At 70.4% G+C, this 25681-nt stretch carries 17 protein-coding genes and 2 pseudogenes; 11 read left to right on the top strand and 8 right to left on the bottom strand.

Annotation, left to right across the window (positions count from 1 at the left end):
- Position 1: 1 nt before the first annotated feature.
- A complete protein-coding gene (gene malQ / locus AQJ91_RS05530; RefSeq protein WP_067016933.1) occupies positions 2-2095 on the top strand; it encodes a 4-alpha-glucanotransferase in 2094 nt (697 codons plus the stop codon).
- An 82-nt stretch (positions 2096-2177) separates the two neighbouring features.
- Complete coding sequence (locus AQJ91_RS05525; RefSeq protein ID WP_067016931.1) at positions 2178-2429, top strand: hypothetical protein; 252 nt, start codon at positions 2178-2180, stop codon at positions 2427-2429.
- Between the two features lie 129 nt (positions 2430-2558).
- Here AQJ91_RS05525 and AQJ91_RS05520 read toward each other — a convergent pair whose 3' ends face one another.
- Entirely contained in the window at positions 2559-3158 is a 600-nt protein-coding gene (locus tag AQJ91_RS05520) for a TetR/AcrR family transcriptional regulator (protein WP_067016929.1), read from the bottom strand.
- A 128-nt stretch (positions 3159-3286) separates the two neighbouring features.
- Here AQJ91_RS05520 and AQJ91_RS05515 point away from each other — a divergent pair, with 128 nt between their 5' ends.
- Complete coding sequence (locus AQJ91_RS05515) at positions 3287-4771, top strand: FAD-dependent monooxygenase (protein WP_067016927.1); 1485 nt, start codon at positions 3287-3289, stop codon at positions 4769-4771.
- A gap of 13 nt (positions 4772-4784) precedes the next feature.
- Here AQJ91_RS05515 and AQJ91_RS05510 read toward each other — a convergent pair whose 3' ends face one another.
- Positions 4785-5279, bottom strand: coding sequence for a MarR family winged helix-turn-helix transcriptional regulator (locus AQJ91_RS05510; RefSeq protein ID WP_067016926.1), 495 nt, complete (start codon positions 5277-5279; stop codon positions 4785-4787).
- 120 nt (positions 5280-5399) lie between these two features.
- Here AQJ91_RS05510 and AQJ91_RS05505 point away from each other — a divergent pair, with 120 nt between their 5' ends.
- Both AQJ91_RS05505 and AQJ91_RS05500 read left to right on the top strand, forming a co-directional pair.
- A complete protein-coding gene (locus tag AQJ91_RS05505) occupies positions 5400-6356 on the top strand; it encodes an EamA family transporter (protein ID WP_067016924.1) in 957 nt (318 codons plus the stop codon).
- A gap of 35 nt (positions 6357-6391) precedes the next feature.
- A pseudogene (locus tag AQJ91_RS05500) lies at positions 6392-6642 on the top strand (DMT family transporter); the annotation flags it as partial.
- A gap of 24 nt (positions 6643-6666) precedes the next feature.
- Here the strand turns inward: AQJ91_RS05500 and AQJ91_RS05495 are convergent.
- The 3 genes and pseudogenes from AQJ91_RS05495 to AQJ91_RS05490 form a co-directional block, all read right to left on the bottom strand.
- Positions 6667-7017, bottom strand: a pseudogene (locus tag AQJ91_RS05495) (UTRA domain-containing protein); the annotation flags it as partial.
- Positions 7018-7141: 124 nt separating this feature from the next.
- Positions 7142-7447 carry a hypothetical protein gene (locus tag AQJ91_RS53365; RefSeq protein ID WP_159054485.1) on the bottom strand — a complete coding sequence of 102 codons (306 nt, stop codon included), beginning with the start codon at positions 7445-7447 and terminating at the stop codon, positions 7142-7144.
- A gap of 37 nt (positions 7448-7484) precedes the next feature.
- Positions 7485-12656, bottom strand: coding sequence for a DUF6531 domain-containing protein (locus AQJ91_RS05490; protein ID WP_067017222.1), 5172 nt, complete (start codon positions 12654-12656; stop codon positions 7485-7487).
- A gap of 618 nt (positions 12657-13274) precedes the next feature.
- On the opposite strand from AQJ91_RS05490, the gene AQJ91_RS05485 reads away from it, so the two are divergent.
- Positions 13275-13607 (top strand): NUDIX domain-containing protein, encoded by a 333-nt coding sequence (locus AQJ91_RS05485; protein ID WP_234381810.1) that lies wholly within the window; start codon positions 13275-13277, stop codon positions 13605-13607.
- Between the two features lie 60 nt (positions 13608-13667).
- Here the strand turns inward: AQJ91_RS05485 and pepN are convergent, their stop codons facing one another.
- Positions 13668-16244 carry an aminopeptidase N gene (pepN, locus tag AQJ91_RS05480; RefSeq protein WP_067016920.1) on the bottom strand — a complete coding sequence of 859 codons (2577 nt, stop codon included), beginning with the start codon at positions 16242-16244 and terminating at the stop codon, positions 13668-13670.
- A 112-nt stretch (positions 16245-16356) separates the two neighbouring features.
- Here pepN and AQJ91_RS05475 point away from each other — a divergent pair, with 112 nt between their 5' ends.
- A complete protein-coding gene (locus tag AQJ91_RS05475; RefSeq protein WP_067016918.1) occupies positions 16357-16833 on the top strand; it encodes a DUF1203 domain-containing protein in 477 nt (158 codons plus the stop codon).
- Between the two features lie 107 nt (positions 16834-16940).
- Here the strand turns inward: AQJ91_RS05475 and AQJ91_RS05470 are convergent, their stop codons facing one another.
- Positions 16941-17957: an aspartate-semialdehyde dehydrogenase gene (locus AQJ91_RS05470; RefSeq protein WP_067016916.1), complete on the bottom strand. Its 1017-nt coding sequence runs from the start codon at positions 17955-17957 to the stop codon at positions 16941-16943.
- Positions 17958-18312: 355 nt separating this feature from the next.
- On the opposite strand from AQJ91_RS05470, the gene AQJ91_RS05465 reads away from it, so the two are divergent.
- Positions 18313-18855: an RNA polymerase sigma factor gene (locus AQJ91_RS05465; protein WP_067016914.1), complete on the top strand. Its 543-nt coding sequence runs from the start codon at positions 18313-18315 to the stop codon at positions 18853-18855.
- 1 nt (position 18856) lies between these two features.
- Positions 18857-19609 (top strand): hypothetical protein, encoded by a 753-nt coding sequence (locus AQJ91_RS05460; RefSeq protein WP_067016912.1) that lies wholly within the window; start codon positions 18857-18859, stop codon positions 19607-19609.
- A 61-nt stretch (positions 19610-19670) separates the two neighbouring features.
- On the opposite strand, the gene AQJ91_RS05455 is transcribed toward AQJ91_RS05460, so the two are convergent.
- Positions 19671-22973, bottom strand: a complete 3303-nt coding sequence (locus AQJ91_RS05455; protein ID WP_067016910.1) for a S8 family serine peptidase — start codon at positions 22971-22973, stop codon at positions 19671-19673.
- A gap of 257 nt (positions 22974-23230) precedes the next feature.
- Between AQJ91_RS05455 and AQJ91_RS05450 the strand changes: the two genes are divergently transcribed.
- A complete protein-coding gene (locus AQJ91_RS05450; RefSeq protein ID WP_199847854.1) occupies positions 23231-23683 on the top strand; it encodes an NUDIX hydrolase in 453 nt (150 codons plus the stop codon).
- Between the two features lie 204 nt (positions 23684-23887).
- Entirely contained in the window at positions 23888-25663 is a 1776-nt protein-coding gene (locus AQJ91_RS05445) for a TIGR03767 family metallophosphoesterase (RefSeq protein WP_067016905.1), read from the top strand.
- The last annotated feature ends 18 nt before the right edge of the window (positions 25664-25681 follow it).

Here is a 25681-nt window from a genome sequence, read left to right as displayed (position 1 = left end):
GATGACAGCGCAGGCGTCGGCCGAACCCCCCTCCGTATCCCCGTCCGAGGACCTCTCCCGGCTCGCCGAGCTGCATGGCGTCGCCCCCTTCTACCGCCCCTCCCCGGACCGCGTGGTCGCGGCCTCCGCCACCGCGGTCACCCTGGCCCTGGCCGCCCTGGACATCGACGCGAGCACCCCCGGCGCCGTCGCCCGCGCACTCGCCGCCCGCGAACGCGAGCTGCGCGAGCGACTGCTGCCGCCCACGCTGGTCTGCCGGGGCGGCGGTACGCCGGACGCGCTCGCCGCCCTGCCGTCCGGCACCCGCCTGCGCATCGAGACCGAACAGGGCGAGACCCGCGTCGCCGCCGACCAACTCCCGCACGGTGTCCACCGGCTGACGGCCACCGCCCCCGACGGACGTACGGCGCACAGCCACCTCGTGGTCGCCCCGGCCCGGCTGCCCACGCCGACCGGACGCTCGTACGGCCTGCTCGTCCAGCTCTACTCCCTGCTCTCCCAGCGCTCCTGGGGCATGGGCGACCTCGGCGACCTCGCCGAACTGGCGGCCTGGGCCGGCCGCGCGCTCGGCGCCGGATTCGTGCAGGTCAACCCGCTGCACGCGGCGGTACCCGGAGTCCCCACCGACCCCTCCCCCTACCGGCCGTCCTCCCGGCGCTTCCCCGACCCGGTGCACCTGCGGGTCGAGGACGTGCCCGAGTTCGGGTACGTCGAGGACCGCGAGCGGGTGCGGGCGCTGCTGGAGCGGGCCGGGCGGCTGCGCGAATCGGTGCTGGAGAAGGGCGCGTTGATCGACCGCGACGCGGTGTGGGAGGCCAAGCGGGAGGCGCTGGAGCTGGTGCGCGAGGTGCCCCTCGAGCCCGGCCGGCAGGCCGCCTACGCCGACTTCCTCGCCGAGGAGGGCGAGGCGCTCGAGGACCACGCGACCTGGTGTGCGCTGGCGGAGGTGCACGGCTCGGACTGGCGCAGCTGGCCGGAAGGGCTACGGGATCCGAGGTCGGCCGAAACAGCCCGCGCCCGCGGGGAGCTGATGGACCGGGTCGACTTCCACTGCCGTCTCGCCTGGCTCACCGACGCCCAGCTCACCGCCACCCAGCGGGCCGCGCGCGAGGCCGGGATGCCGGTCGGGATCGTGCACGACCTCGCGGTCGGCGTGCACCCCGAGGGCGCCGACGCCTGGGCCCAGCAGGAGTACTTCGCCGCCGGCATGTCGGTGGGCGCCCCACCGGACGCCTTCAATGCCCGCGGCCAGGACTGGGGCCTGCCGCCCTGGAGGCCCGACCGGCTGGCCGCGTCCGGCTACACGCCGTACCGGCTGCTGCTGAGGGCGCTGTTCCGGTACGCCGGCGCCCTGCGCATCGACCATGTGATGGGCCTCTTCCGGCTCTGGTGGGTACCGCAGGGGCAGCCGCCGACGGAGGGCGCGTACGTCCGCTACGACGCCGAGGCCATGCTCGCCATCCTGGTACTGGAGGCGGCGCGGGCCGGGGCGGTGGTGATCGGCGAGGACCTGGGCACGGTCGAGCCCGGGGTACGGGAGGCGCTGCGCGAGCGTGGGGTGCTCGGGACGTCGGTGCTCTGGTTCGAACGGGACTGGGAGGGCGACGGCCGCCCCCTGCCCCCCGACCACTGGCGCTCCGACTGCCTGGCCACCGCTACCACTCACGACCTCCCGCCCACGGCCGCCCGCCTCACCGGCGAACATGTCGAACTCCGCGACCGTCTGGGCCTGTTGACCCGCCCCCTGGAGGCCGAACGGGCGGACGCGGCCGCCGACACGGGGGAGTGGCTGGCCCTCCTCACCCAACTCGGGCTGCTGCACGGCACCGGCGGCGGCCACGCCACGTCGGCGGAGGAGGCCGAGGTCCAGGCCGTCCACCGCTTCCTGCTCCGCACACCCGCCCGGATGATCGGCGTCTGGCTCCCGGACGGCGTGGGCGACCGGCGCCCACAGAACCTGCCGGGCACGTGGGACCAGTACCCGAACTGGCGGCTGCCGGTCGCGGACGCGGAGGGGAGGCCGGTGACGCTGGAGGAGCTGGCGGCTTCGCCGAGGTTGCATGCGTTGGTGGAGGTGCTGCGGGCGGGGGGTTGATAGGGCGGGGTTGATCAGGGCGGGCTTCTCGTATGGCACCCCGGGCGCGCGGCCCCCCAGGGGGTTCGGTACTTTTGGGCCCGTGGACAAGAAGAACGCCCTGCGCGCCGGCGCCCTGGCTGCCGGTACGACGCTGATGATGCTGCTCATGTCGTCCCCCGCGCTCGCGGTCGCCCGCGACGACGGCGACGACCCCGGCCCAGGCCTGAGCGTCATCGAGACGCTGGGCCTCTACGTGGTGGCCCCGATCGGGCTGTTCGCGGTCATCACGGGCCTCGTGATGATCCTGGACCGTTCCACGGACCGCCTGCCGAAGGCCAAGGCGAAGGCCTGAGCCACGGCGTGAGCCCGCCGCCGGGCTCACCGCACGCTCTCACGAGGGCGCCGACCCCGCCGTACGTACGCGCATCCGCCGTACGTGGGCGAGGCCGGCGCCCTCGGCTCGTTCCGCGCCGGGCGCGGTTCAGGGGCTGGGCGCCGTCAGGTACCGCTGCAGGGTGGGCGCCAGCCAGGCCACGATCTCCTCGCGGGCCAGCGCCACGACGGGCGGGAAGCGCAGGACGTAACGGGTGAGCGCCAGACCGAGCAGCTGGCTCGCGCAGAGCCCGGCTCGGGCCGGGACCTGCTCGGGGTCGGGGCACACCCGGACGACGATCGGCACCACCTCCTCGCGGAAGATGCCCTGCATGCGCTCGGCCCCGTCCTGATTGGTCGCGCCGACCCGGAGCAGAGCCGTCAGCACCTCGTTCTGCTCCCACATGGCGAGGAAGTGCGTCACCAGCGCCCGGCCGACCTCCTGCCGGGGGAGGTCACCCAGGTCCGGCAGCTTGAGATCGACGGCGACGGCGGCCGCGAACAGGCCCTCCTTGTTGCCGTAGTAGCGCATCACCATGGACGGGTCGATGTTCGCGTCCTTGGCGATGGCGCGGATGGTGGCCCGCTCGTAGCCGTCGGTCGCGAAGCGCTCGCGGGCCGCGGTGAGGATGGCGTCGCGGGTGGTGCCGGAGCGGCGGCGGGCGGGACCGGATCCGGAGTCTGTGGGGCTGCTGTTGCTGGCGTTCACGCCAACAAGCGTAGGCCAACATCTGTAGGCCAACAAGTGTTGACGTTCGTCTCCGTCCGTCGCTATGTTGGTCAACGAGCGTTGGCAAACAGGCGTTGGCAAACAAGCGTTGGCATCAGGAGGCCACCATGAACGGCACCGGCACCGGCACCGGCACCCACCGCACCCCGCACCCCGTGATCGTCATCGGCTCCGGCCCCACCGGCCTCCTGCTGGCCGGCGACCTCGCCGCCGCCGGCGTCCCCGTCACCCTCGTCGAGAAGCGCCCCGAGAAGATCAGCAACCTCTCCCGCGCCTTCGTCCTGCACGCCCGCACCCTCGAGCAGCTCGACGCCCGCGCCCTCGCCGACGACCTGGAGGCCCTCGGCCAGCGCCTCGACCGCCTCCGCCTCTTCACCCGGCTCACCCTCGACCTCACCGACCTCCCCTCCCGTTTCAACCACCTCCTCGTCCTCCCCCAGTACGAGGTCGAGAAGGCCCTGAAGCGGTGCGCGGTCGAGGCGGGCGTCGACTTCCGCTACGAGACCGAGCTGACCGGCCTCGCCCAGGACGCGGACGGCGTCACGGTCGAGGTCGGCGGCCCCGGCGGGGCGACGGAGTCACTGCGTGCCGCGTACGTCGTCGGCGCCGACGGTATGCGCAGTGCCGTACGCGAGGCCGTCGGCCTGCCCTTCCCCGGCCACTCCGTCATCCGTTCCGTCGTCCTCGCGGACGTACGGCTCGCCCGGGAGCCCGAGACGCTCCTCACCGTCAACGCCGTCGGCGACGCCTTCGCCTTCATCGCGCCCTTCGGTGACGGCTACTACCGGGTGATCGGCTGGAACCGTTCCCGCAACGTCCCCGACAGCGAGCCCCTCGGCCTCGACGAGATCAAGGACGTCGTCCGGCTCGCCTTCGGTCACGACTTCGGGATGCACGACGCCCGCTGGATGTCCCGCTTCCACAGCGACGAACGCCAGGCGCCCGCCTATCGCGTCGGCCGCGTCCTCCTCGCCGGTGACGCCGCGCACGTCCACACCCCGGCCGGCGGCCAGGGCATGAACACCGGCCTGCAGGACGCGGCCAACCTCGGCTGGAAGCTGGCCCAGGTGATCAACGGTCACGCGGCACCGGAACTCCTCGACACCTACCAGTCCGAGCGTCACCCCGTCGGCAAGGCGGTCCTGCGCAGCAGCGGCGGCCTGGTCCGCCTCGCCATGGCCAAGCGCCCCTGGACACTGGCGCTGCGCGCGGCCGTCACCACCGTCGTCAACGCCTTCCCCCCGATCGGCCGCAAGATGGCCGCCCAGGTCACCGGAATCGGCTACACCTACCAGGCTCCCCGAGGCGCCCACCGCCTCGCCGGCACCCGCGCCCCCGACGCCACCCTCGAAAGCGGCCGCCTCTACGAGGCCCTGCGGGGTGGACGGTTCGTACTGATCACCCCGGAAGCGGACGCGGCAAGCGGGGCGTACGGCGAACAGGGCGCCCGCAAGGACCGGCTGACCGTGGAGCGCTGGGCGAGCGACCGCCGTACGACCGTGCTGGTGCGCCCCGACGGATACGTGGCCTGGGCGGCGGACGGGGCGGACGCCGCGGCGATCGAGGACGCGGTAGCCGCGCACGTGGGCTGAGCGGCCCGGATGTCTACGGCTCCCGCGTCCCCGCGAGCAACTCCCGCAGCAGGTCGGCCAGTTGGCTGGCCTGTTCGTCGTCCAGGGTGGACAGGACCTCCGTCTGGGATGCCAGGCCCGCGCCGACCGCCTCGTCGACGACGGTCAACCCCGGCTCGGTGAGCGTGACCTGGAGGCCCCGGCGGTCGTGCGGGTCGGGGGAGCGGCGCAGCAGCCCGGCCCGCTCCAGCTTGTCGAGGCGCCCGGTCATGCCGCCCGTGGTGAGCATCAGCGTCGCCGACAGCTGGCGGGGCGAGAGGGTGTACGGCTCGCCGGCGCGGCGCAGGGTCGCCAGGACGTCGAACTCGCCGCGCGAGATCCCGAACCGGGAGTACGCCTTCTCCGTACGGTCGCCCATCACGCGCGCCAGCCGGTAGATCCGCCCGAAGACCTCCATCGCGGCAGTGTCGAGGTCGGGCCGCACGGCCGCCCACTGGTCGATGATCGCGTCGACGGAGTCCTTCTTCATGTGCCGAGTATCGGCGGCCGGACGGTCACCCGCAAGAAAGTGGCTTGACGGGAAGTAGCTTAATGCTAAGCTACTTCCCATTGACCTACCATCGAACTGTTTCTTCGAAGGATGCTCCCGATGGCCACCAGCCGCCCGGCCGCCTTGACAGCGATCACCGCCCTCACCGCCCTCGCCCCCATCTCCTGGGGCACCACCTACGCCGTCACCACGGAGCTCCTTCCGGCCGACCGCCCCCTGTTCACCGGCCTGATCCGTGCCCTGCCCGCCGGCCTGCTGCTCCTCGCGCTCGCCCGTGTCCTCCCGCGCGGCGCCTGGTGGTGGAAGGCGACGGTCCTCGGCGCGCTGAACATCGGCGCCTTCTTCCCGCTGCTGTTCCTGTCCGCGTACCGGCTGCCGGGCGGCATGGCGGCGGTCGTCGGCTCGGTCGGCCCGCTGTTCGTCGCCGGGCTCGCGGCGGTGCTGCTGGCGGAGCGGCCGACCCTACGGACGCTGCTCACCGGGATCGTGGCCGCCTTCGGCGTCAGCCTCGTCGTACTGAAGGCGGCCGGGGCGCTGGACCCGCTCGGCGTGCTGGCGGCGCTCGCCTCCACCGCGTCCATGTCCGCCGGCACGGTACTGACCAAGCGGTGGGGCCGCCCCGAGGGCGTCGGCCCGCTCGCCCTCACCGGCTGGCAGCTCACTGCCGGCGGCCTGCTCATCGCCCCGCTCGCCGTCCTGATCGAGGGCGCGCCCCCCGCCCTCGACGGCCGGGCGGTCGGCGGCTACCTCTACCTGGCGCTGGCCAACACGGCGGTCGCGTACTGGCTCTGGTTCCGCGGCATCGGCCGCCTCACCGCCACCCAGGTCACCTTCCTCGGCCCGCTGTCGCCGCTGACGGCGGCGGTGGTCGGCTGGGCGGTGCTGGGGGAGGCGCTGACGCCGGTGCAGGTGGTGGGGATGGGGCTGGCGTTCGGGGCGACTGTGGCGGGGCAGCTCAGGCCGAAGGCGATCAGCCGGCCGCGATCGTTCAGTTTCTCTGAACGAAACGCTCGAAGAGATTCGATGGACGTGGCAGGCGAGCCGCTGCGACGGTGATTGCACCGCGCATCGCGTCCAGCGAAAGGAACTCTGTGACCGCCGTCTTCTGCCGGACCTCCGGCAAGACACCCGACCAACGTGCGCTGCATGACAGCGTGCCGCCGGTGCGGCAGGCGTTCCGACGGTGGCTGTTGGCGCTGGTCGTGGTGGCGCCCTTCGGAGCCCGACAGGGGTGGCGGCAACGGAAACTGATCAGACGCCACCTCGACTACGTCCTCCTCGGCGTCACCGTCTACAACACTCTGTCAATCAGGCCGGGTTGACCACTTCCGCCGCCAACGTCGTTGATCGGACGGCGCCCCGGCAGTCACTCCGGCGTGAACTCGTGTTGCAGTTCGTACAGATGGCCGGCTTTGACCATGACCGTGGCTTCGATGGGGCGATCGTCGTCGCTGTATACGACGCGCAGCGTGCGGAGTGCCGGAAGGCCGCTGGGCAGGTCCAAGGCCTGGTACTGCTCCTGGGTGGGAACTCGGGCGGAGACCCGGTCCACGCTCAGACGCGGAGGGAATCCGAGCTCGGCGAGGAGGGCCGGAGTGCCACCCCTGGTCTTTCGCCTGTCCGTGATGGCCGTCCCTCGGGCGATGGTCAAGGGATGGTAGGACTTGATCAGTTCGACCGGTTCGCCGTCGATGGAGAGAACTTGGTGCCGCAGTAGATGGGGTCGTTGCCGGGTTCCGCTGCGCGGGCCACCGTGCCGCTCTCACGGTGCCCATCCCCCAGTGGAATGCCGAGAGGCCGTGCTCTGGGAGAGCACGGCCCCTCGGGTGGTGGTGTGACGCCTACCAGTAGGTACGAGTGATCTTGTCAGGCAGTCGCCCCTGCCGCTCCCTCTCCTGGAAGATCACCGATGCCGCGATCAGGAAAGCGCGGCGGAGTTCCGGGTCCGGGTCGGGGTTTTCCACATTCCCGACGTTTTTGTCGAGGAGCATGTCGCCGAGAGTTATTCCCTCCGGTGTGCAGGGGTGGGCGACTGATTCCTCCGGGTCGATCAGGATGTTTCCGGTGGCCCCTTCCGCGGTTTCCCAGGCATAGACGGATCCCGCTTCGATGGAAAGGATCTTCCTGCACGTCAGTGATGCTGTCACGGGGATTTCCACCAGTTCGCTCGCGCCAGGGATTTGATCACCTGAATCCTATACCGTCCGCCGCGGGCGCATGTTCGTCCCAGGTGTGGCCCGCGTCCAGGGTCGCCTGGTGGGCGCGGCGATAGTTCTGGTCGCCGTGCTGACGCATCCAGTTCGACTCGTATAGTTCATGTGCAAGCAGATCGAAATCACTGGGGTGCGGATTTCCGTTCTGAAGGCGTTCCCAGGCCCTGGCGATACGCGGATTGGCATCGAATCGCAGCATTCCCGCATCGAGCTGATGCGATTCGACGAACAGGTGGTTGTAGATCTGATTGATGTCGGCTGCGGAATAGCCGTGCGACGCCGCGGTCTGCGCCACCCGGTCGAGCTGGGCGTCGGCGCGGATCGCGCCATAGGCGTGGTCCGCCCATTCCAGCTCGAAGTCCATCTCGCTGCGCGGCCGCCGGAAGGACGAACCGCCGGACTGCAGCTCCCGCTCCGTGGCCACCGCGGTTCGCCGCCACCCGGTCAGCCCGCCGACCTCGGTGAGGACCAGCTGCTGGGCGATTTCGTCGGCGGTCTCCGCGTACAGATCGGCGAGCGCGTCGCAGCCCTGCTGCCGGAGCATGTACTCGGCCCGGTAGAGCCGGTAGGCGGGGCGGACGGGAAGGTACTTGTCGACGAACGCGCCCGCGCCGCCGTTCTCACCGGTGAACGCGTCCTCCAGGTCCCCGAGGAACACGAAGGGTGACTTGGCGACGTCGACGAAGGCGTCGCCGAAGATGCCGAGCGCTTCGCCGAGGCTGTCGACCCGGTCGTTGTTCGGGTCGTCGGGGGTCAGACCGCTGGGGTCGGTGAGCACGCTGGGCACGTTGTCGGCGTAGGCGTACGCGGAGACGTACGGCGTCGACAGGTCCCGGGCGGCCGGATCGGACCGCGTGAAGCGACCGGTGGCGGTGTCGTACTGGCGGGCGTGCAGGTCGAGATTGCCGGTGCTGGTCTCGTACCGGGCGCCGGTGTACGACGGGGTGCTCGCGGGCGCGCCGCTGGTGGTGGTGTTCAGGACGCGGGTGCCGAACGAGTCGTAGGCCCAGCGCTGGTAGAGGGTCCCGGTGCCGCCGACGACGTCGACCGGGGAGCCCTGGGTGTCGTGGTGGTAGTAGAAGAGCGCCCCGGCGCCGGTCTTGGTGGCGGTGGGTTGGCCGAGCGGGTCGTAGCGGTAGGACTGCTTGACCGCCCAGGCGCTGTCGTACTCGGTGGCCAGGATCGGCAGCGGGGCGTTGGGGTCCCACTGGGTGCGGTGGGTGACCGCGCCGTCCTTGAGGGTGGCGACCTGGTTGCCGCTAGTGTCGTGGTCGTAGGTGTATGCGGCGCCCCCGACGGTGGCGGCGGAGATCTGTCCGGCCAGGTCGTAGGTGTAGGTGTCGGCGCCGGCCTTGGTCCGGTCGCCCTCGGCGTCGTGGTCGTATGCGGTGGTCGTGGTGCCGGTGGTGGTCGAGGTGAGCTGGTCGGCCGCGTCGTAGGCGTAGCTGGTGCTCGTCGTGCCCAGGGTGGAGGTCAGCCGGTTGCCGACCTTGTCGTAGGTGTAGGACGTGGTGCGGCCTGCGGGGCAGCCGGTGACCCAGGGCTGCGGCGCGCAGCCGGAGGTGAGCCGGCCTGCTGCGTCATAGGTGAGGTCGTAGCCGCCGGTGCCGACGCCGACCCGGGTGACGTCGACGCGCGAGGGCAGGCCCGCCGCGGACAGTGTCAGCGCCGTCTTGGTGACTGTGGTGCCCGCCTTGGCGGCGGTCACCGCGATGATCCGGCCCGCCCGGTCGTACGTGCGGTCCTCGGTCTCGGTGTTGGGCAGGGCCGATGTGACCAGGTTGCCCGCCGGGTCCCAGGTGTACGTGGTGGTCTTGCCGTCGGCCGCCATCGTCGCGGTGCGGCCGTCGGCGTCGTACGTGTACGTGATCGTGTTGCCGTCGGAGTACTTGCGGGTGAGCATCTGCCCGGCGGCGTCATAGGTGTAGGCGAAGCCGCGTGTCTTGGTCAGATTGCCGACCGCGTCGTAGACGAAGTCCTCGGAGATCTTGGAGTTCGCGCGGGCGGTCAGCTGCCCGGCGTCGTCGTAGCCGAAGGTCGCGTCGGGGGTGGCGTCCGAGTAGTCGATCCTGGTGAGTAGACCGCGCGGGTCGTAGGTGTACCCGGTGGTGCCGCGGGGCGTGGTTTTCCCGGTGACGTTGCCCTCCGCGTCGTACGCGTAGGTCGTCTTCCGCTCCAGCGGGTCGGTGACCGAAGTGAGGCGGTGCACCGCGTCATGGCCGTACGCGGTGACGTGGCCGTTGGCATCGGTGCGCTCGGTGAGGTTGCCGATCTTGTCGTAACCGTAGGCGGTGACCGCGCCGGCGGGGGCGGTGACCTTGGTCAGCCGGTCCAGGTCGTCGTAGCCGTAGGAGGTGGTGCGCCCGTCGGCGTCCTTGCGCTCGACGACCCTGCCGAGGGCGTCATAGGCGGTGATGGTCACCCCGCCGAGCGGGTCGGTGACCTTGGTGGGGTTGCCCACCGGGTCGTAGCCGTACGTCGTCGTGTACTGGGCGGGGTCGGCGCCGGTGGCGTTGCCGCGCGGATCGACTGCGGTGGCCTGGCGGCCGTCGCCGTCGTAGGTCCAGCTCGACTTGTGGCCGAGCGGGGAGGTGCGGCTGAGCAGATTGCCGTCGGCGTCGTAGGCGTAGGTCGTGGTCTTGCCCAGTTGGTCGGTACTGCTGCTGAGGCGGTTGTTCTTGTCGTAGACGGCGGTGGTCGTCTTGCCTGCGGCGTCGGTGGTCCTGGTGACGTTGTTGTTGGCGTCGTAGGTGTAGCCGGTGGTGTGGCCCAGCGGGTCGGTGACCACGAGCGGCCGGTTGATCGTGTCGTAGGTAGTCTTCGTCGTCGCCCCGGTGGGACCGGTGATCTCGGTGAGGTTGCCGGCCGAGTCGTACACGTAGGACGTGGTGTAGGCGGCCGGGTCGGCGCCGGAGACGTTCCCGCGCGCCGAGACGCTGCTGAGCAGCCGGCCCACCTTGTCGTACGTGTAGGTGGTCCGGCCGCCGGCCGCGTCGGTCTCGGAGGCGAGCCGTCCGCCCGCGTCGTAGGTGCGGGTGAGGGACTTGCCTGCCTGGTCGGTGGTCCGGGTCAGGTTCCCCGCGTCGTCGTAGCCGAGCGTGGCGGTGTCGCCCGCAGGGTTGCGCACCGATGTCAACTGCTCGGCGCCGTTGTACTCGTAGGTCGTCGTACGGCCCAGAGCGTCCGTGGCCGAGCTGAGCAGACCGCGGCCGTCGTAGGTGTACTTCGTGGTGTACGCGGCCAGGTCGGCGCCGGAGGCGTTCCCTCGCGGGTCCGTCCTGGTCAGGACGCGGCCCGCTTTGTCGTACGTGAACGTCGTCTTCTCGCCCAGCGGCGTGGTGACCGACGTCCGGTTGCCCGCGGCGTCGTACCCGTATGTGGTGACCTTGCCGCGTGGGCTCGTCACGGTCTCCAGTGAGCCGAGCGCGGTGTACGTGTAGACGGTCTTGCCACCCGTCGGGTCCGTCGCCGACGTCAGCCGGTTCGCGGTGTACGTGTACGTCGTTCTGTTGCCGCGGCCGTCGGTGTGGCTGGTGAGGTTGCCCGCGGTGTCGTATCCCCAGCTCTCCTTGTAGCCCAGGGCGGACGGCGAGGTGCGGGTGAGCATCCGTCCTGCGGTGTCGTACGTCATCTCCGTGGTGTTGCCACGCTGGTCGGTGATCGCGGCGGGGCGCAGCTGACGGTCGTAGTCGTAGGTGATGCTCTTGCCGTACGGGTCGATCGTCTCCATCAGGACGTTGCTGGCGTAGACGTCGGTCCACACGCCGCCGTCGGGCGCGGTGGTGTGAGACTCGCTCTTGCCGTCCCAGGTGAACGTGGTGGTCTTGCCGTTCTGGTCGGTCTGGGACTTGATGCGGCCCGCGCTGTCGTAGACGTTGCTGACCTTGCCGCCCGCCGGGTCGGTGTAGGACGACAGCCGCTTGTTCGTGTCGTACGTGTACGAGGACGTCCTGCCGGCCGGGTCGGTGACCGAGGTCAGCAGTCCGTCGGTGTAGCCGTATGAGACCGATGTGCCGTCCGGCAGGCTCACCTTGGACAGCAGTCCGTCGGCGCCGGGTGTGAAGGAGGTGATGCGACCGGCGGCGTCCTTGACGGAGGCGAGCTTGCCCGACACGTACGTCAGGCTCAGGCCCTTGCCCGCCGCGCCGACCACGGAGGTCAGCAGACCGGCGCTGTCGAAGGTCCGCACAGTGTGGTCCGGGGTGGTGACCGTGTACGTACTCGTCCCCTTGACCAGCTTGGCCGTCGTGCCCGCCGGGGCGGTGTATGTGCCGTCGCTGGCCTGCGTGAACACGAATGACGCCCCGTCGCCCGTCCGGTACGTCGCCTTCCCCGTCGCGAGGGTCAGCCGCGCGTCGAACGGCGTCGCCCAGCCGCGCCCCATCAGACCGGTGGAGGTCGAGTCGGACCGATAGGTGCGCTCCAGGGTCAGCGGCACCCCCGGACCCGTCAGCGAGGCGTCGGTGAGTTGCTCGTAGAACATGCCGGTCGCCGTGTTGACCGGGTCGGCGCGGTGGGCCTGGGCGTAACAGGTGCAGATGCCCGCCGCCGCGCCGGGGATGCCGGGCGTGTAGAAGGCCTCCACCAGTGGCGAGGTGGTGCCGCCCGGGCTCGAGCCGTCGGCGTTGTTCAGGAAGACCCAGGCGTAGTACTTCTTGCCGTCCTCCAGGATTCCGCCCAGTTCACTGCCGGCCCACCAGAAGCACTGGTCGGTGGGGTAGGAGTTGCTCGACCACCAGTCGTAGCACCAGGCGCCGGTGTCCGGGGTGTCCCCGCTGGGGTCGTCGGTGGACTTCTTGATCTCTTGCTGGACGACGGGGGAGCCCGCCTCGTCCAGGACGTACAGCCACATCCCGGTGTACGTCGATCCCCGCTGCGGCAGCTTCACCTGCCCGCCGATCGACAGCATGCCGGGGTACGCGGTCGCCCAGGCCGACACCGAAACCGGGTTCTCGGGCGCGGCGGCGAGGCTCTGCGCGGCCGCGCCCGTCTCGGCGGCGGGGCCACGCTTGATGCGCTCCGTGTCCGGTCGGCCGTGAGGCGTGCCCTTGGCTTTCCGCTCCGGCGCGGTCATGTAGCCCCGCATGGGCGACAGTTCGTGCCGGTCCTTCGCGACCTGCTTGCGGCGCTCGGCCAGCGTCATCGCCTTGGGCGGATCGGGCAGGTCCTCGGCCGTACGGGCCTTGACCTGGGCGACGCCCGCCGCGGCACCGCCCGGCCGGTCCCGGGGAGCCGCCCAGGACGGGGCGGCAGCCGATATCGCAAGGAGAACGAAGGCCAGGAAGGCCGTGACGAGTCTTCGCGCTTGTGCGCGCATGGTGAATCACCTGGGAGGCATGAGTGAGCAGAGACTCGGTGATGTTGATCCACAAAGCGTTCGCAGTAACGCGCGGTACGAAATGCGTCTGGATTGCGGTGGCAAGGCTGACGTGATGAGAGGGGAAGCGCCTGGTCACGAGGGTGGGCGAGGGCGGGCAGGTGCTCAAATTGGCGTGGACGCGACGATGCGAGCGGACCGGTGTACGTGAACGCACCATTACCGGTGGAGGACTGGGCGGAGGACAGCCCTCGAACGGACGGGACGGCCTCGACGCGACCCGCCTGATGACGTCGGAACAGAGGACTGACCGAGCCACCCCGTACTTAAGGTCACAAACGGGCAAAGCTTCCCGTCTCTTCCTGAGACAGTTGACGCATGGTTCGCAGTAGATCGCTCAGGCGCTTCCACTGGGTGCCAGTGAGACGGGAGGGGAACTGAGACATGCGAACTGTTCCTAATGGCGGACACCTCGAGGCGGACGACGTCAGCCTCCTCGCCGCCGCGCAGCGGGAGCTGACAGAGGAGACCGGCATCCCGGCCTCGGCTGTGACTCCGGCCGGGCGCCGTCCCGTGCACATTGATGCCCACCACATCCCGGCCAACTCCGCCAAGGGCGAGCCGGATCACCAGCACTTCGACTTCCGGTTCCTCTTCCGTACCTCGGCAGATGTCGTCAATCTGCACACCGAGGAGGTCACCGCAGCGGCTTGGCGCCCCGCTGACACGATCGAGAATGAAGCGCTGCGCAGCCGAGTCCTCGAGGCATTGCGTTGAGCAAGCATGCGAAGGGGCGCCCAGTGCCTCAGCACCGGGCGCCCCTTGGTGTACATACGGCTACTCTGCAGCAGCCGCGTCCGCTGCCTGCGCCTTCAACGCCCGCTCCACGCCCGCGCGGGACTCGGAGACCAGGCGTCGCAGCGCCGCATTCGGCTCGGCCGAGGTCAGCCAGGTGTCCGTCTTGGACAGGGTGTCCTCCGAGACCTGGATCGTCGGGTACAGGCCCACCGCGATCTGCTGGGCGATCTCGTGGGAGCGGGAGTCCCAGATGTCCTTGACCACCTCGAAGTACTTGTCCGTGTAGGGGGACAGCAGTTCCCGCTGGTCGGTCTGGACGAAGCCCGAGATGACCGCTTCCTGGACCGCGTTCGGGAGCTTGTCGGAGTCGATGACCGAGGACCAGGCCTCGGTCTTGGCCTCCGGCGTCGGGCGGGCGGCGCGGGCCGTGGCGGCGTGGCGCTCGCCGGCCGCCGTCTTGTCGCGCTCGTACTCGCCCGCGATCTCCGTCTCGTCGAAGCTGCCGACCGCCGCCAGGCGCTCCACGAACGCCCAGCGCAGCTCCGTGTCCACGACCAGGCCCTCGACCGTGTGGGTGCCCTCCAGCAGGCCTTCCAGGAGGTCCAGCTGCTCCGGTGTGCGGGCCGTCGCCGCGAACGCGCGGGCCCAGGCCAGCTGGTGGTCGCTGCCCGGCGTCGCCGCGTTCAGGTGGGCCTGCGTGGCCTCCGTCCAGCGGGTCAGCAGGGCCTCGCGGGCGGTCGGGTCGGCGTACAGCTCGATCGCCAGCTTCACCTGGCGCTGCAGCGACTGCACGACGCCGATGTCCGACTCCTTGCTGATGCCGGAGAGGACCAGGGAGAGGTAGTCGCGGGTGGCCAGTTCCGCGTCCCGCGTCATGTCCCACGCCGACGCCCAGCACAGCGCCCGGGGCAGCGACGACTCGAAGTCGCCCAGGTGTTCCGTGACGAACGCCAGGGACTTCTCGTCGAGGCGGACCTTCGCGTACGACAGGTCGTCGTCGTTGAGCAGGATGACGTCCGGGCGGCGCTTGCCCGTCAGCTGCGGTACGGCCGTCAGCTCGCCGTCGACGTCCAGCTCGACGCGCTCGTCGCGCAGCAGCTTGCCGCTCTGGTCGTCGAGGTTGTAGAGGCCGACCGCGATGCGGTGCGGACGCAATGTCGACTCGCCCTTCGCGCCGACCGGGAGCGCCGGGGCCTCCTGGCGGACCGCGAAGGACGTGATCACACCGTCGGGGCCGGTCTCGATCTCGGGGCGCAGGATGTTGATGCCGGCCGTCTCCAGCCACTTCTTCGACCAGGCCTTCAGATCACGCCCCGAGGTCTCCTCCAGGGCGCCCAGCAGGTCGGACAGGCGGGTGTTGCCGAACGCGTGGCGCTTGAAGTACGCCTGCACGCCACGGAAGAACTCGTCCTGACCGACGTACGCCACGAGCTGCTTGAGCACGCTGGCACCCTTGGCGTACGTGATGCCGTCGAAGTTGACGAGCACGTCGTCCAGGTCGCGGATCTCCGCCATGATCGGGTGTGTGGACGGCAGCTGGTCCTGGCGGTAGGCCCAGGTCTTCATCTGGTTGGCGAACGTCGTCCAGGAGTGCGGCCAGCGCGACTGCGGGGCGTAGGCCTGGCAGGCGGCCTCGGCGTAGGTGGCGAACGACTCGTTCAGCCACAGGTCGTTCCACCACTCCATGGTGACCAGGTCGCCGAACCACATGTGGGCCAGCTCGTGCAGGATCGTGGAGGCCCGCGTCTCGTACGCGGCGTCCGTCACCTTCGACCGGAACACGTACTGGTCCCGGATCGTCACCGCGCCCGCGTTCTCCATCGCGCCCGCGTTGAACTCCGGCACGAACAGCTGGTCGTACTTCTTGAACGGGTACGCGTAATCGAACTTCTCCTGGAACCAGTCGAAGCCCTGCCGGGTCACCTCGAAGATGGCGTCCGAGTCGAGGTACTCGGCGAGCGAGGGCCGGCAGTAGATGCCCAGCGGCACGCTCTGGCCGTTCTTCTCGTACACGCTGTGCACCGAGTGGTACGGCCCGACGATCAGCGCCGTGATGTACGTCGAGATGCGCGGCGTCGGCTCGAAGGCCCAGGTGTTGTCCTTCGGCTCCGGCGTGGGCGAGTTGGAGACGACCGTCCAGCCCTCCGGCGCCTTCACCGTGAACTGGAAGGTGGCCTTCAGGTCCGGCTGCTCGAAGGACGCGAAGACGCGGCGGGCGTCCGGGACCTCGAACTGCGTGTAGAGGTAGGCCTGCTGGTCGACCGGGTCGACGAAACGGTGCAGACCCTCGCCGGTGTTGGTGTACGCGCAGTCCGCGACGACACGGAGGACGTTGCGGCCCTCCAGCAGACCGGGCAGCGCGATCCGCGAGTCCTTGAAGACCTCGTCCGGGTCGAGCGCGTCGCCGTTGAGCGTCACCTCGTGGAGCGCCGGGGCGACGAGGTCGATGAAGGAACCGGCGCCGTTTTCGGCGACGTCGAAGCGCACCGTGGTCACGGACCGGTAGGTGCCGCCCTCCTGCGCGCCGGAGAGGTCGAGATCGATCTCGTACGAGTCAACGGTGAGCAGCTTCGCCCGCTGCTGCGCCTCTTCGCGAGTCAGGTTTGTGCCAGGCACGCGGTCATCTCCTCGTTATGTGTGGGTTGCGCCATCCTTCCACGTGACCTGCACGGAACGCGATGTCCGTTTCCCGCCGGTGGACGGAACGGACGGCCGCGAACCTGGGGGCATGACGACGTACATCGCACGACCCATCGCCCCCGTGGTCCTGAAGGAGTTGCGCTCTGCTGACGACGGGGGACGCCGGATGGTTCCCGGTACCGACACCGAAGGCGGCGCTCCGCTCCGCTGCTGTCTGCGCCGCAGCGATCCGGGGGAGCGCATCGCCCTTGTCTCGTACGCCCCGTTGCGCCGCTGGGCGGCGGAGAACGGGGCCGATCCTGGGGCGTACGACGAGCAGGGGCCGGTCTTCGTCCACGCGGACGAGTGCGCCGGCCCGGACACCGACGCCCTCCCCTTCACCAACGCCCACCGAACGGTGCGCCGCTACTCCGCCGACGGACGCATCCTCGGCGGACGGCTGGTCGAGGACGCGACGGGGTTCGAGCCGTCCTTCGCGGAGGCGTTCGCCGATCCCGGGGTGGCGCTCGTCCATGTGCGGGCCGTGGAGTACGGGTGCTTCCTGTACGAGGTGCGGCGGCCCTGAGCCCCGGTCAGCCGCCCACCTTCGGGTGGCCGGCTTTCCCGACCTCCATACGCAGCGGGGCGAGGCACCGTTCCAGTGCCCCGCCCCGCTTGCCGTGTACCCCGATGTCAGCCCTTGAGCTCCGCCGCCACCAGCTCCGCGATCTGCACCGCGTTCAGCGCAGCGCCCTTGCGGAGGTTGTCGTTGGAGATGAACAGGGAGAGGCCGTTCTCGACCGTCTCGTCGGTGCGGATGCGGCCGACGTACGACGGGTCCTTGCCGGCCGCCTGGAGGGGGGTCGGGATGTCCGACAGCTCCACGCCCTGGGCGTCCGCGAGCAGCTCTGTCGCGCGCTCCGGGGACAGGGGGCGGGCGAAGCGGGCGTTGACCTGGAGGGAGTGGCCGGAGAAGACCGGGACGCGGACGCAGGTGCCGGAGACCTTCAGGCCGGGGATCTCCAGGATCTTGCGGGACTCGTTGCGGAGCTTCTGCTCCTCGTCGGTCTCGTTCAGGCCGTCGTCGACGATCGAGCCCGCGAGCGGGACGACGTTGAAGGCGATCGGGCGCTGGTAGACCTGCGGCTCGGGGTAGTCGACCGCCTCGCCGTCGTGGGTGAGCTGGTCGGCGTCGGCGATCACCTTCTGCGCCTGGCCGTGCAGCTCCGCCACGCCCGCGAGGCCGGAGCCGGACACCGCCTGGTAGGTGGCGACGACCAGGGCCTCGAGGCCGGCCTCCGCGTGCAGCGGCTTCAGGACCGGCATCGCGGCCATCGTCGTGCAGTTCGGGTTGGCGATGATGCCCTTGGGGCGGTTCGCGATCGCGTGCGGGTTGACCTCGGAGACGACGAGCGGTACATCCGGGTCGCGGCGCCACGCCGACGAGTTGTCGATCACTACCGCGCCCTGTGCGGCGACCTTCTCGGCCAGCACCTTCGACGTCGCGCCGCCCGCCGAGAACAGCACGATGTCCAGCCCGGTGTAGTCGGCCGCCGCCGCGTCCTCCACCGTCACGCCGTCCAGGACCGTCCCCGCCGAGCGGGCCGAGGCGAACAGGCGCAGCTCGGAGAGCGGGAAGGCGCGCTCCTTGAGGATCCTGCGCATGACCGTGCCGACCTGTCCGGTGGCTCCGACGATTCCGACCCTCACGACGACTCCTTTATGTGGCTGGCGGGTGCCTGTTGCATGGCCGAGGCGTTTCCATCATGCGGCCAGCCCCGGCCGACCTGTCCACTTCTTTGTGCCCGGCGCCCGCGGAATGGGACACGATCACGCCGGGCGCGGTTCCGGTCCTCCGGCTGGCACCCCACTGAGCTGCAGGAATTCGCCCTACGGAGGTCCCGTACCGCAAGCTGTGCTGCCCGGCCCCTGCCCGCCGCCGTCCGGCCCACGCGGCAGTGTGACGTACGCCTCTGCCGGGCGCCGGAAAACAGCGGGAAACGGGGCCGAACGTTTTGGGCGCCATCGGCGTCGTAGAGGAAACGCGGTGAGGGGAGGGGTGGCTGTGCTGCGCAGAAAGGCTCGGCGCGGCGTCCAGGGGGGCGGTGTCCATGGCGGACCGGACGACCCCCTGGACGCGGCCCAGGAGCGTCGGGTGCGGGCGGTGCTCGCGCTGGGCGGGGTGCCGCAGGCGGACCTGCCGGACGGGGTGCAGCAGGTCCGCCTGCGGTTGCTGGAGCGGGCGGCGAAGGGGGACGAGGCGCCGCGGGATGTGTCCGCCTGGGCCGCGGTCGTCGCCTCCAACCTCGCCATGGACTGGCACCGCGCCAAGCGCCGCCAGGATCGGCTCGGCGAGCGGCTGGCCGCGCTGCGGCAGTCGGAGCACCCCTCGGGCGAGGAGACCAGCCTGCTCTCCCTGGCCGTCGCCCAGGGCCTGGACGAGCTGCCCGACGCCCAGCGTCAGGTCCTCGTCCTGCGTTTCTACGCCGATCTGCCGGTGCGCGGGATAGCCGACGAGCTCGGCATCCCGGAGGGCACGGTCAAGAGCCGGCTGCACACGGCCGTACGGGCCCTGCGCGCCCGCCTGCACGAGGACGAGGTGGTGTGACATGACCGCCGAGCACAGGGGCCGCGACGGCGTCGACGCGCTGATGGCCGCGATCATCGACGAGCCGCTGCCCGACGAGGTCCGCGAGGACGCCGCCTTCCTGGCCGAGCACCGGTCGGCCGCCGCCGATGTCGCCGCGCTGCGCGAGCAGCTGGGGATCATCGGGCGGGCGCTCGGTGCGGAGCAGACGAAGCAGACGGAGCAGGCCCCCGGGCCTGTTCACGCACGGCCGTCCAAGGTCCGGCGGCGGGCGTTCACCATCGCTTTCGGTACGGCCGCCGTGGCAGCCGTCGCGGCCGTGGTGACCGGCATGGGCTGGCTGCTCTCGCAGTCCGGGCAGAGCGCGCTCAGTTCGGACGCGGGCGCCAACAGCTCCCACAAGGAGGCCTCCACCGCCGAGAGCGGGGTCGCCTTCGGCGGCGCCCGCTACCTGGCCTGCGCCCGCCTCGTCGGTGAGGGCACGGCCACCGCCGTGGAGCCGCTCCCGGGCGGCGCAGAGTTCCGGGTCACCCTGGACATGACCCGCTACTACAAGCCGGAGAAGCCGGAGCAGGGCGAGAGGGAGCTCGCCTTCGTCGTCGAGGAGAACATCGTGCCCGGCCTCCGTGAGGGCGACCATGTGCTGATCGGCGTCCCGAAGGGCGGCAGCGCGCCCGACTCCTGGCTCATCGGGGACGACGACATCGCCCGCGAACGGGACTGGATCATCCGCAACCTGCCCGAGTCGCGCACGCTCGACCTCACCTGCGAATGACGAAGGGCGGGCGCCCGTCGCAGAGCAACGGACGCCCGCCCTCACCGCCGTACCGGAGTGGCTACGGGGTGACCTTCTCGATCTTCACGCTGCCGAGGCCCGCGACCGTGCCGCGCGCGTTCACCAGCTGGACCTGGCCGAAGAACTCACGGCCCGCCGGCGCCGGCGCCAGCGCGGTGACGCTGCCGGAGACCGTGGCCGAGTCGCCCGTGCCGAGCTTCACCGGCGCCGACTCGTCGACCGTGACCGTGCCGAGGGACGAGGAGAAGAACACGTCCAGGTAGTCGTACGCGGTGGAACCGGCCGGCACGGAGTAGCCGGCGACCTCGATGGTGTACGTACCGGCGGCGGGCGACGGCACGGAGACCGCCTCCTCCGAGTCGCCGTCGGCGGAGCTGCCGACCTGGGTGCCGTCAGCGTCGTACACGACCAGGTCGAGGTCGGCGGCCGCGTCCGAGACGTTGCCGATGACGACGTCCAGTGACTCGGCGCCCTCGGGCACGTCGACCGTGGTGGTCTGCGTGGCGCCGTCGGCGATGGTCGGGCGGGCGCTCTTCGACGAGCCGAGCGGGCCGCCGGCCAGCTTGCCGTCGATCGCCGCGTACTTGTTGGTCACCTTCCAGGAGGCGGTGGCCGGGGTGCCGACCTTGGCCTCGGGAACGGTCACGGTCTCCGGGTCGAAGACCGCGCCGAGGACGGCGACGTCCAGCTTGTACGGGTTGTCGAGCAGCGGCGACGTACGGCGCGACTCGACCTCGATCTCCCAGACGCCCGGCTGCGGGTCGGCGTACGACCGCAGGTCGGGGCGGCAGGGGACGCTGGCCGGGTGGGTGTAGTTCGGGTAGCAGTTGATCGTCGACGTCGAGTCGACGGGGACGCCGTACGGGTGGATCGAGATGAACCGGGTCTGGCTCTTGCCGGCCAGCCCGCTCATCGCGACCTCCAGCGACTTCGCGCCCTCGGGCACGGTCAGGAAGTAGTGCCTGGTGCTGTTGCGCTGGACCTTGCCCGACGCGGAGAACGTGTACTTGACCGGCGTCGACACCACGACCGTGGTGAGGATCTGCTTGTCGATGCCCTCGGTCTTCGGGTCGTCGACCTCGAGGATCGCGCTCTTGAGGCCCGCGTGCCTGGCCTCGGCCCGCACCTTGACGGTGACCGGCTTGTTCAGCTCCAGCCTGACCTCGTCGGAGCCGACGATGCGGAACGTGCGCGCCTTGTTGTTCTCGAGGTGCAGCTCGTGGCGGATCGCCTTGTCGGCGCCGGACGTACGGGTGATGGTGATCTCGTACGTCTTCTTCTGGCCGGCCTTGAGGCCGCCCTCGCGGTCGTAGAGGCCCGTGCCGTAGCCCGGGGTCTTCAGGAACTGGTCGAGCGCGGTGTCGACCGGCGCCTTCACCGCGTAGTCATGGGCGGTGGCGCCGTCGAGGATGGAGTCCCAGGCGTCCTCGATGTTCATGAGGCCGGCACCCTCCTCGTACGCCTGCAGACCCTTGATGTGGTCGGCGGTCGAGGTGAGCGCGGTGCGCAGCGTCCCGGGCGTCAGGTCGATGCCCTTCTGCTTCGCGGCCGACAGCAGCAGCGCGGCGGCGCCGGCGGCCTGCGGGGACGCCATCGAGGTGCCCTGGAGCATGGCGTAGCCGGCCGGCAGGGAGTAGCCCGCCTCGGCGACCGGGGCGCCCGGCAGCCAGGTCTGGATGGTGTTGATCGCGGCACCCGGCGCGACCAGCGTCGGGGTGAAGCCGCCGTCCTCACGCGGACCGCGCGAGGAGAAGGGGAGCAGCGCGTACTTCTTCTGCACGACCGAGCCGTAGTTGGCGGCCCACGTCTGCTTGGAGATGGACGCGCCGACCGAGATGACCTTGTCGGCCAGGCTCGGGTCGCCGATGGTGTTGGCGCCGGGGCCGGAGTTGCCGGCCGAGATCACCAGCTGGACGCCGTAGGTGTCGATGAGGCGCGTGTACAGCTCGGCGCGGGCGTTGTTGCCGTCGTTCAGCGCCGGGAGGCCGCCGATCGACATGTTGACGATGTCGACGCCACGGTTGACGACGAGATCGATCATGCCCTCGGTGAGCGCGACGTTGGTGCAGCCGCCGGTCCAGGTGCAGGCACGCGAGGAGACGACCTTCGCGCCCGGCGCGGCACCGTCCATCTTGCCGCCGAACAGGCCGTTCGCGGCGGTGATGCCGGCGACGTGGGTGCCGTGCTCGGACTCGATGACGCCGATGTTGACGAAGTCGCGCTTCTGGCCGACCCAGTCGCCGCCGAACGGGTCCATCGGGACGTCCTTGCGGATCTCCACGACGAACGGCTGGCGCTCGGCGACATCGGTCGCCGGGTCGTCGGTACCGAAGTAGCCGATCTGGAAGCCGTCCTTGTACGGCTTCATCGGCTCGTCGTCACCGAAGTCGAGGTTGTTGTTCAGGTCGACGCGGACCGTGCCCGCGGCGGCGTCGTACAGCACGCCCCAGGAGTCCGTCGTGTCGCCGTCACGGTTGGCGTCGCCCGCGGCGTCGCCGCCGGTGGTGTACGACTCCAGGAAGGTGCTGACCTGGTACGAGCCGGCCGGCGCCGTCCAGGTCTTGCCGCCGAAGGTGAAGGTGGGCCCGGAGACGGAGTTCACCATCGGGCGCCAGGTGCGGTCGCTGTCGACGATCGGGTCGGTGGCCGTCACCCAGTCGACGATCTTGCGCTCACCGGTGGTGGTCTTCTGCAGGGCGGGGTGCGCCAGGTCCACGCCGGAGTCGAGGACGCCGATGGTGATGCCGCGGCCGTCCGCCTTCGGGTGGTCCTCGACGAAGTCGACGGCGCCGGTCTCGAAGGACGGGTTGTACGGGTTCTCGGCGGGGGTGTTCTTGCCGGGGGCGGGGTACGCGGCGGTGGCCGACGCGGACTTGGCGGCGGAACCGGCGGCCGGATCGTCCAGCGGGATCTCCTCGCGCAGGTCGATGCCGTGCACGGAGGAGAGCTTCGCGGCGGCGGCGATGGCCGCGTCCGCCTTCGCGGTGGGGACGGTGGCCCGGACGTAGCCGACCTTGTCGTAGGTGCGGCCCACGGAGCCGCCCTTGACCGCGTCCAGCTGCCCGGCGACCTGCTCGGTCTGCCCCGGGGCGGTCGCGATCATCAGCGTGACGTTCTTCGCGTCGTCGGCCTTGGCCTCGGCGAGCAGGTCCGCGTCGTCCGAACCGAGCTTGTCGTGCGCGGACTTCGCGCCCGGGTCGGCCGCGACGGGCGCGGGATCGGCGGCGAGGGCCATGGGCACGGGCCCGGCCGCGGAGAGCGCGGCGACCAGACCTGCGGCCACGGCTATACGCGCCGCGCGTCTGGCGCCCGGCTTCGGGTCGCGCTGGGGGGTGAGGGTCATCGGCATCCCTTGTAGGTAAAGGAACGTGCGTCGAGCGACCCGGGTCGATCAACCCTGGTCGCGGGTGTCCGGTATACGACCCCGGACGATCGCACAGCTTTACCCAAGGGGCTGGTGTTTGGGGAGAGTTGACCGAATCGAAATGGATGTATGGGGAAAACCCGCGATGAGTTTTAGGAGGATGAGTGATGCTGAATGGTGATAAGTCAACTGACGTCCCGGGCGTCTGTCCGGCCCCGGCGGATTAACTTCCGTACGTGCGCAAGAAACTACGGGTGGCGGCCTACGCCATATGCGTCCGCGACGGGCAGGTCCTGCTCGCCCGGTCTCCGGCCCTCTACAGCGATGGCTTCGAGTGGGTGTTGCCCGGTGGGGGCATGGAGCACGGGGAGGATCCCGGTGACACCGTCCGGCGGGAGGTCAAGGAGGAGACCGGGTATCGCATCGAGCCGGTCAGGCTGCTCGGCGTGGACTCCATTCGGCGCGTCCGTGCCCGTCGGTTCCGTCCCGGCGTCGACCACCACGGCGTACGGCTGGTCTACGAGGGCCGGATCACCGGCGGTGAACTGCGGTACGAGACCGGCGGCTCCACGGACATGGCGGCCTGGCATCCGCTCGACGACGTGACCGGACTGATCCGGGTGCCGCTGATCGACATCGCGCTGACGCTGTGGCGGAACAGCTTGACTACCCCGGAAGATGAACACTGAGTGACCGCCTCCGGGCCGTTCGACGAGCGGTCGTGGACGCGGAAGGTGAGCCAAGATCCACGTACGGTGATCGGCGCTGCGCGTTGCCGTCCCGTTCATGCGCAGGTCATCCCCGGTGCCAACGATCCCAAGTGAGCGGGAAGTTCGCGACAGCGACCGCCCCGCGACCACTGCCGACGCGTTCGCACCCGGGGAGATCGCGCCATGTCGCGCATACGCTCTGTCGCCAGCTCAGCGCTGGGGGTCAACCGCCGTACCCTGCTCGCCGCCACCGGAGCCGTGTCCCTCTCCGCGGGCGTCGGCTACGCCCTGCGGCCCACCGACAGCCAGGCCGCCACCACCCACCCGGCCACGGCCGCAGCCGCCGCCGACGAGGCACCGCTCGCCGCGTCCGGCAAGGCATGGGCCCTGCCCCTCGCCCCGTACACCCGGGGCACCACCCTCGCCACGCTCGCGAGCCCGCGTGGCACCGGCGGCTACCGTCGGCTCGGCGACGGACCCGGCTGGAAGCGCGTCGTCCGCGACGACCTCGCCACGCCCAAGTCCGGCCGTACGAACCGCCGTACCGCACTCGCCGCCTTCGTGCAGCTCACCGACCTGCACCTGATCGACAGTCAGCACCCGCTGCGCCTGGAGTACCTGCGCTCCACCGACGTGCACGCCTGGCGCCCGCAGGAGGCGCTGACCGTGCCGGGCGCGGTGTCGCTCGTAGAGCGGGTCAACGCCCTGCGCGGCGGCCCCGTCACCGGCTCCCCTCTGCACTTCGCCATGACCACCGGCGACAACACCGACAACAACGCCAAGTCCGAGCTGGACTGGTTCCTGAAGGTGATGAGCGGCGGCCGCATCACCCCCAACACCGGTGACCCGCGCCAGTACGAGGGCGTCCAGAACAGCGGCGTCAAGCAGTACTGGCAACCCGACGACGCCGTCCGCGACGCCGACAAGCAGCTCGGCTTCCCGCACGTCGAGGGCTTCCTCGCCGCCGCGATCCGCGAACTGCGCAGCCCCGGCCTGAACATCCCCTGGTACTCGACGGTCGGCAACCACGACTCGATGCCGCTCGGCTGCTACGCCTCGCACGGCGACAACTACCTCACCGAGTACGCCGTCGGCGGCAAGAAGCTGATGAACCTGCCCGCCTCCGAGGCCAAGAAGCTCCAGGACGCCATCAAGAACGCCAAGGACCCCAAGGGCGTCGCCTTCCGCGACCTCCTCAAGGCCCAGGCCCGCTCCATGCGCTCGGTCACGCCGGACGAGAGCCGCGCCCCCTACACCCCCGCCGAGTACATCCGGGCCCACCTCGACCCCGCCCACCGCGGTCACGGCCCCGTCGGCCACGGCTACTCCACCGCCAACCTCGACGCGGGCACCCAGTACTACAGCTTCCGCATCGCCGACGACGTCATCGGCATCAGCCTCGACACCACCGACGCCGGCGGCCACTACGAAGGGTCCATCGGATCGGGCCAGTTGAAGTGGCTGGACAAGACGCTGCGGGACAACAAGGACTCGTACGCGATCGTCTTCAGCCATCACACCAGCAAGACGATGGACAACACCCGCCGCGACCCGGCCCGCCCGAACGAGCGGCGCGTCGGCGGCGCCGAGGTCGTCGCCCTGCTCGCCAGTCACCGCAACGTCCTCGCCTGGGTGAACGGCCACATCCACAAGAACGTCATCACCCCGCACTCCGCCCCCGACGGCCGCTCCTTCTGGGAGATCTCCACCGCCTCCCACGTCGACTTCCCCCAACTCGCCCGCATCATCGAGGTGGTGGACAACAAGGACGGCACGCTCTCCCTCTTCACGACGCTGATCGAGTCCTCGGCCCCACACCGCACCGACTTCACGGACCTGTCCCAGCCGGGCCTGGCGGCGCTGTACCGCGAGCTGTCCTTCAACGCCCCCGGGGCGCGCACGGACCTTGCGGGCGACCGGAACGACCGGAACACGGAGCTGGTGCTCAAGAAGGACTGAAACGGGCTCAACTGCCGG

Source organism: Streptomyces dysideae (assembly GCF_001514305.1).
Taxonomy (GTDB): Bacteria; Actinomycetota; Actinomycetes; order Streptomycetales; family Streptomycetaceae; genus Streptomyces; species Streptomyces dysideae.
The sequence above is the reverse complement of the archived record's forward strand: the minus strand, read 5'-3'. Positions and strand labels throughout refer to the sequence as shown.

Excerpts from the sequence above, each read along its gene's own strand:
- AQJ91_RS05485 (WP_234381810.1), top strand. The coding sequence starts at position 13,275 with ATGCGAACTGTTCCTAATGGCGGACACCTCGAGGCGGACGACGTCAGC.
- AQJ91_RS05445 (WP_067016905.1), top strand. The coding sequence starts at position 23,888 with ATGTCGCGCATACGCTCTGTCGCCAGCTCAGCGCTGGGGGTCAACCGC.
- AQJ91_RS05455 (WP_067016910.1), bottom strand. The coding sequence starts at position 22,973 with ATGACCCTCACCCCCCAGCGCGACCCGAAGCCGGGCGCCAGACGCGCG.
- AQJ91_RS05505 (WP_067016924.1), top strand. The coding sequence starts at position 5,400 with ATGGCCACCAGCCGCCCGGCCGCCTTGACAGCGATCACCGCCCTCACC.
- AQJ91_RS05460 (WP_067016912.1), top strand. The coding sequence starts at position 18,857 with ATGACCGCCGAGCACAGGGGCCGCGACGGCGTCGACGCGCTGATGGCC.
- AQJ91_RS05475 (WP_067016918.1), top strand. The coding sequence starts at position 16,357 with ATGACGACGTACATCGCACGACCCATCGCCCCCGTGGTCCTGAAGGAG.
- AQJ91_RS05490 (WP_067017222.1), bottom strand. The coding sequence starts at position 12,656 with ATGACGCTGGCCGAGCGCCGCAAGCAGGTCGCGAAGGACCGGCACGAA.
- malQ (WP_067016933.1), top strand. The coding sequence starts at position 2 with ATGACAGCGCAGGCGTCGGCCGAACCCCCCTCCGTATCCCCGTCCGAG.
- AQJ91_RS05510 (WP_067016926.1), bottom strand. The coding sequence starts at position 5,279 with ATGAAGAAGGACTCCGTCGACGCGATCATCGACCAGTGGGCGGCCGTG.
- AQJ91_RS05515 (WP_067016927.1), top strand. The coding sequence starts at position 3,287 with ATGAACGGCACCGGCACCGGCACCGGCACCCACCGCACCCCGCACCCC.